The following is a 6,969-nucleotide window of genomic DNA, read 5'->3' on the forward strand; positions in this document are numbered from 1 at the left end:
CGTCTCCCCATCGAAAGCTTGACCCTGCACCGCAGCGCTCATGGCCGCCGGACACGCACGTCTGCGGTCTTCACCGGACGGGTACGCTTTGCGGTGCGTTGTGGCCGCGATAGCCGGCGTCGGCGAGGATACGGCTGATCTCGTTGCCGATGGTCTCTTCCATGTCGGGGATGACGCTTGCCAGCGTGTGGCCGTCATAGGGATTGCCGGGCAGCGCTTTTGCATGCAGGGCGAACTGACCACCCTTGGAGCGCTTCAGTGTGGTGGCCACCGAGACCTTGACGCCGAACTCGTAGGGCATATGCGCTTTGCCCTTGCCGATGCATTCCACCTCGTGCGCGTGCAGGCTGTAGATCTTGCGGCCGCGCTGACGCTGACGCTGCTCGAGAACGGTGGCGGCCTGGTAGAGCGGCCATTTGAAGAGCGCGTCCAGCCCCGCATCGCCGGCGACCTGGCGCGAGATGTCGCGAATGGTCCGGCCGAGGTAGGTCTTGAGCCTGCGCAGCGCCTTGTTGGCCCGCTTGAACTGCTTGGCGTGGGCATAGCGCTGGTGCTTGATCAGCGCCAGCTTGCCGACCCGCACATAGCTCTGGCGCAAATTGAGCCCCGTCTTCCTGGCCAGCCGCACCAGCCGTTCACGCGCCCGGTGAATGAGCTTGGCGTCGGTCGGGAACATCACGTTCTTCGGCTGCACGGTGGTGTCGACGATCACCTGGCGCGTGTCGGACGGCTTCATCGCCCCGGTCTTGACCGCGAGGCTGAGGCTTTCCTGCAACAGCGCCACGATCCGCTCCTCGCCCATGCGGCCGCGCCAGCGCGTCATCGACGAGCGATCGAACGGCAGCGCGTGGCAGAAGAATTCCTCGCCGCAAAGATACTGGAAGTAGGGGTTCTCCACCCAGCGCTCGCACAGCACCTCATCCGACAGGTTGAAAGTGTGCTTGAGGATCGCCAGCCCCGCCATCAGCCGGGTCGGCAGTGGCGGCATGCCGGGGCCGTCCGAATAGACGGCGCCGAAACGCTCCTCCAGCACCGGCCAGTCAATCGCCTGCGCCAGCCGCACCAGCTCGTGCTTCATATTGATGATCTGATCGAGCCTGGAGCGGAACAGATCCTGCTTTCCCGTCTCGCGCTTCTCGCGTGGCCTGGACATTCGCCGTCCCCTCGATTCGCCGCCGCCGAACCAAGTGAATCACGCTCCGCAGCACAAGGGAATCGCAAACCGAATTGCAGGAAAACAGCGCCCATAAACCGCTAATCCTGCAATTCAAAAGTCGCTATCCGCCTCAATCAACATGCCAGATCAACGGCTTGCGGATAGTTCACGGTCGACTCACCAGCAAATTCTCTGGTAGGCGTCACGATACGAAAGTGATGAATCTGGGGTCGCCCGCCTACCGGAACCGACCCGTGCCGCTAATCCTCGCTTCAATCATCGCCGCACCAGCTCCTTCAAAAGCGGCCATCGTCTTTCCGGCGTGGTCCCAGTGACGCGGCGCAGCGGCAAGCTGGCGCTGACACTCGGCTACTGGTCTTTTGTTCAGTCCGAACGCTACCGTCGCGCGACCGACCTCAGGATTACTTCGACACCAGGCATGGGCACCCTGGTCAGTATCCTCGTTCCGATCTCTGCCAACAGAGCCAAGCCGAGTTAGCTATCCCAACGATTTGGAAGTCCACATCCGGTCCATTTCCCCGCGCGATCATTGGAGAGTTTTCGTATTCGCCGACCAGTGCTTCGCTGACGAACCGACCTCGAGATAGCGGCCAATCGAGCGCAAATAGGCGGCGATCTCTCGTATCAAGAAATCTCGATCGCCGTAGGTCTGTTCGATCCGCTCCAGCTCCGGCAATGCAAATTTCAATTCACTCGGCGATAGGTCCGCGTCCCCGAAGACGTACTTATCGTGGCCGACAGCGCAGATATCGCAGCCCGCCTTGATCACCTCATCAACGAACGCTGGTATTTCGCTTGTCTTCATGAGCCTTCTGTTTCTTGCCCTCATAACTGCACCCTCCCTTTCCGATGTTGCCAGCCGCGTCGAAGGTTGGCGCTGATCTCCTTTTCGATGTCTACACTGAGCGTGAGATTGCCGAACGGAGCTTTGCGATAGGGCGGCTTGTCGAAGTGAGGATCCCGGACCTCGCCAAGCTGATCTATCCAGTCGTCGAATGATGGTCCTGCCATATCCCGTGCCAATTGGCCCCTTGTCCAATATAATCTGTTCAACCACATGTATCCGAAATGGGTAAGCAGTTACCCCTGACAACGGGTATCTGGTGCGGTAGTCTCGGACACGCCGCTTCGTGGCCGCGCTCTATGCCTAGCGGCACGGAGCTCGGTTTTCAACCGGTCTCCGCCCATTCGGGTAACGATCGCTCGTGCATGCTGCTTCGCAGGCGGATCGTCATTATCGGGGAACCAAATTGACGGTATCAACGTTTGCAGCGCGGAGCAAATTCAGCATAGTGCGCCCCGCACGATAGCTCTGAGTTGGTGATGGCAAGTCGCTAGCCCTTCTTGTCATAGACCGCAGGGGAGCCGTCCTGGCGTAAGCCGGCGACGGCTCCTTTCAGTTCAGAATGACGGCCGCGATCGCAGCCGACGTTGATTAGCTGAGAGAGGGAAAGAGGGCTCTGCCCTCTCTCCCTCGCAAGCGAAAAAGCGGTCTCCCCGTCCTTCCTCCGCGCAGCCAATACCGCGCTCCGTGCAGGATCCAGGCGGATCCGCATGCGCGGATCAGCGTGGACCCTCCGGCTTCGCCTGCGGGCGGGCGAACCCCCTCCCCTTTTTCCCTTGCCTCCCTCTCTCCCGCTGTTCCGCACGAGCTCGGCAGCAGGAGCGGGCTCCTGCCCCTCGGGCAAGAGCAAGACCGCTCCGCGCAGAAAGAGGAGCTAGACCATGAAGCAGATCGCTTACCTATTGGACCCCGAAACGTCGATCTTTCGCGCGGTCGAGTTTCCGGCCGGGAACAGCTACAAACCGCTGTATGACCTGATCGGCCGCCGAATGATCGAGGTTGTGCGCTTCGATGAACGGCATTCCCTGTTCGTCGACGAGGAAGGGCTGCGCGACGGGCTGAGCGCCTTCACCATTCTTGAAATCTACCCGCAGCCATTGGCCGGGAAAATCGTTCTCGTCGGCGGCGATGGAAGCGAACCCTACGCCTCCCCCCTGATCAGCCTTGAAGATGCGGCGGCCTGCTTCAAGTGCTGTCGCCCGGTGCTGGACCCCGTGTTTGCGACCGGCGACGAAGTGACGGCGGGAGGGCTGGTCATCGCAGGCGTGTTGATGGGCTTGCAAGTTCGCATCGAGCGCCGCGCTCCTACCATTGTGGAAGGAGAGGCGTGATGACAGTCGCCATTGTCGAAAACGGGACGCTCGCAGTCTCGGTTGGAGGCTTCGCCGCAAGTATCGCGGCGAAGTCCATCGAACACCAATTCGACGCCCTCACCCATTTTCCGGACCGGCGCGCAAACATCGAGCTCGACGAGCTTGCAGCGCGTCTCAATGACTTTGAGGCCTATGTCGAGGACCTGGCCGACAAGGGCGATATTGCACCCGATTTCAATGGCGTTGCCGAGGTCGAGGCGTTCGCGCGGCGTCATACTGATTTGGCTCGGCGGTTTTGGGCGGCGGAAGGACGGTGCATGAATTGGTTCATCACCGGCCCCGCACGCTTTCCCGTTGCCCACAACGAAAAGCGCATGAAGGTCGCAGACGCCCGCCGTGCCGATCTGGGCGTGCATCCGGTCGCAGCCCGCAAGGCCGTTAAGCGGAAAGCCTTACCGCATGGGCCGGATGACGAGCCGATCCGCTCGGGAGATCCCGCTGCCGTCGAGAAGATCAAGGCCAAGATCGAGGCGCTGGCGCTCTCCATCGACAAGGCCAAGGCGGCGAATGCGATCATCCGGCGCATGGAGAAGGACGGCGCGGACGATGCCGCCATGATCAAGGCTGTGGTCGCGCAAACGGGCATGTCGGCCGCGATTGCCGTGCGCGGCGTCGTGCTGGCCGACTGGCAATGGAAACGCGGTTTCGACACGTCAGGCAACCGGGCCGAAATCCGTCGCCTGCAATCGCGACTGAAATCACTGGTGAGGATGCAGGAGCGGGAAAACGAAAGTCAGACCGCCAAGACCGGAATCGGAGTCGTCGACATCATCGAAAACGTCGGCATGGCGCGCATTCAGATGATCTTCCCGGCCAAGCCTGACGAGGCAACAAGGCGGGCGCTGAAAGCCGACGGCTTTCGCTGGTCGCCGTCGCAAGGCGCCTGGCAGCGCCATCTTAATGAGGCCGGACGATGGGCGGCCGAACGGGTGATGAAAGCCATCACCGTCGAGGGCGCCGCGTGAGCGGCGCCCCATGATCCAGGCGAAGACGGAGCAATCATCATGACCACGCACAACGGCCAAGGGCCAGCAGTCTTGTTATGGAGTTTTCGGGAATCGCGATACGTTCTTTGGTGGCGACGCCGAGGCGAAACAATCGATAGAACAGTCTCGCGAGACGCGCCGCGCGGTCGCGCTAGCCATGCCCTGCGCAACGCGGCCAACGGTGCCATCCATCCTGACATGAATGCGCCGACACTCGTGCTACGGTCAGAACGCGGCCGGCCGGTGTTACGACACCGATCTGGCAGCCTGCCATGAAGTGAAGAGGAGAGTTCACCATGTCCAGGATCAATCGCCGCGCCTTGCTTCTCAACGCCGGCAGTGCCGTTATCGCCTCGACGGTTGCGGCAACGGCTCTCGCCACAGAGCCGCGACGCAGGGACCGGGAACTGTCCCGCGATCTGCGGGCGCTGATCAAGGCGCACAAGGCAACATACGCGGCGTTAGGCAATGACAACAGGAGGTCGTGCAGCCCGCGACGTGAGGATTGTCAGTCACAATAGTCAGACAATCACCGACACGCGAAACCTAGTGGGTGCGCACCCCTGCCGGAAGGACTAGCGGCCATCACATTCCCACGGCTATTGTCCGGCAATGTCGATTAATCAGGGCCACGATGACGCCGAGATCCGCCGGCAGTTCGGCAGCGACAGCGCGCGCCTCGTCTACGGCCGGGATCCCGAAAACGGCAAGCTAATCTACATCTCGAAGGCGAGTCGCGGGCTTGCCTGCGGTCTGATCTGCCCGCACTGCAAGGCGGCGCTAGTCGCAAACCTCAAGGATGATCTGAAGGCGGCGCACTTCGCTCACCACGGCCCTGCTTGCCGCGGCGGCCCGGAGACCGCGCTTCATCTTCTTTGCAAGGAGATCATCCAATCTGAATTGCGACTCACCATTCCCCGCCAGTTCGCCGCGCATGGCGGGTATGAAGTCTTGATTGCCGAAGAGCGCGAGATCGTCTTCGATCGTGCAACGCTGGAATTCCGCGACCATGTCGAGGTGATACCTGACCTCCATCTCCAAGTCGGGGATATGAACCTCTTCGTCGAGATCGCCGTTACCCACCCCTGCGGAGAGGAGAAGATTTCCCGTTTGAAGAGGCTGGGAACAGCGGCCGTCGAGATCGACATGTCCTCAGTCCCCCGCAACGCGCTACCAGAAGAAGTGCGACAGGCGGTCCTCTCGGCAGCGCCGCGAAACTGGCTGTTCAATGCGAGGATCGAACGCGCAATGGAGGAAATGCGTCTCCGCGAACGACTGGACGCCAATGCTGCGGCCAAACGATTGGCCTCCATCGCGAGGCGCGAGATCGAGGCGTATGATCGAACCCGCCGAAGCGCCGGCGAACAGAAACTCCGTATCAAGGATCTTGCCGCGCTACGCGCCCTCGGCGTGCGCGAGCAACTAGCACTCGAAATCGGAGGAACAGGCTGCTTCACGGTCCGGTCGGAGACCTGGCGGTCGGTCGTCCTTGCGACGATCCTGCGGCCAAGGCTGTATCATCATCGCTTCCTTGCTACTGACCATATTGTGTCCCGCCTTGTCGAGGAGGGGTATGTCCACAGCGACTTTGTCAAGCTGACGAAAGATCTCGCCGATGCGATGCGCCATCTCGACCCGGAGTTCCTCACACCCTGGGAGGCCATCCACCGGTTCCTTCAGGCCCTGACCAAAGCCGGCTTGACCGAACAGCAACACCTCTCCTTCGCGCTGAATACCTCGCTGGCAGATCGATGGCGCGAGTGGGAAGGAACCCACCAGAAGAAGACTCAGCGTCGGAACAGCATTTCTAGCGTTGTCTCCCAAATCCTGGACCGGATTCCAGCAGAAGATCGCGCGTCGATGACGGCCGAATCCTGGTGGCAGATGACCGAAACTGGGAACGGAAGGCCGCGCGAGCAGACGTTCGGTACCGACACCTCGATCGACGACGATCTGGAAGAACTCCTCGATGTCTTGCTTCAACGAAGCAGCATATCACCACGCGATCTGCACGGCCTGCCTGCGGCACGCGCCATCGAGGAAGCCATCTCCCGGAAAACCGAGACCGAGGTGAAGGCCAATGCCAAACGCGCGGCTGAAGAGGCGGACGGTCGCCGGCAATCGATGATCAGGCGTGCGGAACAGACCCTGGATGGGCCGGATCTTGCCGATTTCCTCCGCACGCCGCTTGCCGATCAGGATGGAGTCCTTCCGCTCGACCTCGCCGAGAGAAACTTCGCCGGCCTTAGGTTGGCTGAAGAAGCCCTGAGCAAGTTCGCACAGTCGCAGCATGCGGAACGCGTCGCGACGGAATGGCGGTCAAAGTTGGATAGTGAGGCCAGGGAGCTCTTCGGAGATCGCGCCGCGCGTATCGTGAGGCAATCAGTAGATGGCAAACTCGACGGGCGCCCTCCGCTGATCTACTGCCGGGACGAACGCACATTTCGTGTGGCACTCGGCGTGCTGCACTGGATCGCACAAACGGTCTAACGCGATAGGGCCGAAGAACGAACCCGCTGCGCGGGAAGGCGCCTGCGGTTGAGGTAGGGATCAAGAACCGGTCGTCGCGCTCGCGTTGAGCGTCGTTCG

Annotated in this window: 5 protein-coding genes and 1 pseudogene; 4 read left to right on the top strand and 2 right to left on the bottom strand. The window is 61.3% G+C overall.

The annotated features are described in order from the left end of the window. Positions 1-73: 73 nt before the first annotated feature. Both NKI73_RS33225 and NKI73_RS33230 read right to left on the bottom strand, forming a co-directional pair. Positions 74-1,153, bottom strand: a pseudogene (locus NKI73_RS33225) (IS5 family transposase); the annotation flags it as partial. 550 nt (positions 1,154-1,703) lie between these two features. After that, positions 1,704-1,982, bottom strand: coding sequence for a Y4lK-related protein (locus tag NKI73_RS33230; RefSeq protein WP_352636250.1), 279 nt, complete (start codon positions 1,980-1,982; stop codon positions 1,704-1,706). A 920-nt stretch (positions 1,983-2,902) separates the two neighbouring features. On the opposite strand from NKI73_RS33230, the gene NKI73_RS33235 reads away from it, so the two are divergent. The 4 genes from NKI73_RS33235 to NKI73_RS33250 all read left to right on the top strand — a co-directional run bounded on the left by NKI73_RS33235 (position 2,903) and on the right by NKI73_RS33250 (position 6,870). After that, positions 2,903-3,352 (top strand): DUF3846 domain-containing protein, encoded by a 450-nt coding sequence (locus NKI73_RS33235; RefSeq protein ID WP_352636252.1) that lies wholly within the window; start codon positions 2,903-2,905, stop codon positions 3,350-3,352. Further along, positions 3,352-4,359: a DUF8626 domain-containing protein gene (locus NKI73_RS33240; RefSeq protein ID WP_352636254.1), complete on the top strand. Its 1,008-nt coding sequence runs from the start codon at positions 3,352-3,354 to the stop codon at positions 4,357-4,359. The genes NKI73_RS33235 and NKI73_RS33240 overlap by 1 nt, the downstream gene beginning before the upstream one ends. Before the next feature lie 317 nt (positions 4,360-4,676). Next, positions 4,677-4,901 carry a hypothetical protein gene (locus tag NKI73_RS33245; protein ID WP_352636256.1) on the top strand — a complete coding sequence of 75 codons (225 nt, stop codon included), beginning with the start codon at positions 4,677-4,679 and terminating at the stop codon, positions 4,899-4,901. A 91-nt stretch (positions 4,902-4,992) separates the two neighbouring features. Beyond that, the gene (locus tag NKI73_RS33250) at positions 4,993-6,870 is read left to right on the top strand and encodes a hypothetical protein (protein WP_352636258.1); all 1,878 of its coding nucleotides are present in this window, start codon (positions 4,993-4,995) and stop codon (positions 6,868-6,870) included. Positions 6,871-6,969 lie beyond the last annotated feature (99 nt).

Source organism: Mesorhizobium sp. M0496 (assembly GCF_040321205.1).
Taxonomy (GTDB): domain Bacteria; phylum Pseudomonadota; class Alphaproteobacteria; order Rhizobiales; family Rhizobiaceae; genus Mesorhizobium.